We start from the raw sequence: 1,551 nt of genomic DNA, 5'->3' as shown, positions 1-1,551 counted from the left end.
CTGCGTGCTGGCCACCAGCTCTTGCGCCAACACCAGCGCCAGCGCGTCCTGCGCAAAGGCGCGCGGCGTGTCGCGGTAGACGTTGCGCGAGAACTGGTCCAACACGATGATCTCCGCCAGCCGCCCCTCAGCCGTTGCGCGCCACGCAAACAGCTCACACTTTGCCGCCGCTTCCAGCGTGTCGCCAAACCGCGCACGAATGGTTTCGTCCAGTCCGGCGTCTTTGATGAAGTGCTGTTTGGGGGTTAGCTCTTTAAACCAGAAGTCGAGGATGGAATTTGGTTGCATTGTGAAAGTTGAGAATTGCGGGAGATTGTCCATCGGACTTCATATGATGTCGCAATGTGCTATTCCGCTCAAGTGATTGATGCCTATGACGAGTACTGCGACGTGTTTGGCGCAGATATCGACATTGAGACCTTCGCGTCTTTGTATGGCATGAAGCTGTATGACAGCAGAGTCAAGACGACACGTTCCCTGGATGAGGCGTTTGCACGTGATCCGCGTGCCGACATGCAGCGTGTGCGCGAAGTGGTTGTGTTGGCAAGGGCCAAAGAAGTGGAGCGTTGTGGACAGGACCTGATTGAACAGCGCGAGCGCTTGGCCAGAGCTGAGTCAGCGCTTGCAATCAAGATGACCAAAAAGGCGTCTGACGAAAAGAGAATCGCGACCAACAAGATGGGGCGCGCTTTGGAAAAGCTCGGTGACCTGCAGCGAACTGACCTGCAAGCCAGTGACTCAAGAATGTTTCCTGGCTATTACGTCCCCGTGATGATCGTGGAGAACGGCCGCAAGATCGTCCGGCCCATGCGGTACCACCTTCGGCCCGCCGGCAAGCCTGAAGGCTTCGACCGCGAATTTCCGGGCACCTACAACGCCCGCCTGGACAAGATGGATACCGTTTGGCGCAAGCAGTTCGGCTATACGCATGGCATTGCCATCGTCACAGCGTTCTATGAGCATGTAGTTGCCGCATCCGGCGAAAAAGCGATATTGGAATTCAAACCGGAAACCGGGCAAGCCATGTACGTCGCCTGTCTTTGGTCCCATTGGACTGCCCCCGGAAAAGACGACTTGTACTCATTTGCTTTCATCACCGACGAGCCACCACCTGAGGTACTTGCCGCCGGCCACGATCGCTGCATCATTCCTTTGAAACGCGATGACGTTGATGCATGGCTGAATCCCGACCCCAAAGACCTCGACTCCCTGTACGACATCCTGGCGGCGCGTGAGCGGCCGTTCTACACGCACAAGGTGGCTGGCTAGGCTGGATTAAGCCGATTCAAGGCAGATTCACTGCCAAATCGGCCTGCGAGGCGCATGGAATGTGCGTAAGCAGCTACCAAAAAAGTAGCAACTGCAAGACGAAATTTAGAACGAAGATCCCGGCTCGGCGAGGAAAGCCAGCTCCTCCGCGCTGGAGCTGCGGCCCAGGATCGCGTTGCGGTGGGGGAAGCGGCCGAAGCGGTCGATGATGGCTTTGTGGCGCAGCTCGAAGTTCAGGTTGTCTGCAATGCCCAGCTGCGTAAACAGCGCCACGGCTTGCGT

At 57.1% G+C, this 1,551-nt stretch carries 3 protein-coding genes; 1 reads left to right on the top strand and 2 read right to left on the bottom strand.

The window, feature by feature from the left end:
- Positions 1–288: DUF924 family protein (locus AC1DV6_RS18485; RefSeq protein ID WP_477980059.1), on the bottom strand; the 288-nt coding region annotated here is incomplete at its 3' end.
- A 54-nt stretch (positions 289–342) separates the two neighbouring features.
- Between AC1DV6_RS18485 and AC1DV6_RS18480 the strand changes: the two genes are divergently transcribed.
- Complete coding sequence (locus AC1DV6_RS18480; protein WP_477980057.1) at positions 343–1,269, top strand: SOS response-associated peptidase family protein; 927 nt, start codon at positions 343–345, stop codon at positions 1,267–1,269.
- 105 nt (positions 1,270–1,374) lie between these two features.
- On the opposite strand, the gene AC1DV6_RS18475 is transcribed toward AC1DV6_RS18480, so the two are convergent.
- Positions 1,375–1,551: DUF924 family protein (locus AC1DV6_RS18475; RefSeq protein WP_477974923.1), on the bottom strand; the 177-nt coding region annotated here is incomplete at its 5' end.

Source organism: Rhodoferax sp. P2_H8_2 (assembly GCF_056403235.1).
The sequence above is the reverse complement of the archived record's forward strand: the minus strand, read 5'-3'. Positions and strand labels throughout refer to the sequence as shown.

What these genes read in the sequence shown, in the direction of transcription:
- AC1DV6_RS18480 (WP_477980057.1), top strand. Translation starts at nt 343, where the DNA reads ATGTGCTATTCCGCTCAAGTGATTGATGCCTATGACGAGTACTGCGAC.